1 protein-coding gene is annotated in these 369 nt (G+C 53.4%); it reads right to left on the reverse strand.

All coding sequences use genetic code 11. The features are described 5' to 3' along the window. Window positions 1-210: 210 nt before the first annotated feature. On the reverse strand, window positions 211-369 hold a 159-nt coding region (locus tag A6013_RS26505; protein ID WP_139128326.1), incomplete at its 5' end, for a M24 family metallopeptidase C-terminal domain-containing protein.

Consider the following 369-nt stretch of genomic DNA (forward strand, 5'->3'; position numbering starts at 1 on the left):
AGTTCAGTCGGTAGAACGGCGGACTGTTAATCCGGATGTCACTGGTTCGAGTCCAGTCAGAGGAGCCAAATTTGAAAAGCCTGCTTTTAAAGCAGGCTTTTTGCTTTTCAGCGCAAGGTAAATGAAAAACGGCAAGCTTGTTGCCGTTTTTACTGATTTCACACTCTCCCGTGGGAGAGGGAAGGGGTCAGGGCATCAGACCGCACGAAATTACACCCGAACCGGCGCCGTCGCCGCCTCCAGCCACGCACGCGCCTCCCTATTCACAAGCGGTGACAGCGCCTCACGTACCTGCTCATGATACTCATCAAGCCACTGCTTTTCCTGCTCGCTCATCAGATCCTGCTCGACCTGCCTTAATTCAATCGG

Origin of the sequence: Enterobacter sp. IF2SW-B1 (assembly GCF_001743375.1) — a bacterium.
Lineage (GTDB): Bacteria > Pseudomonadota > Gammaproteobacteria > Enterobacterales > Enterobacteriaceae > Enterobacter > Enterobacter bugandensis.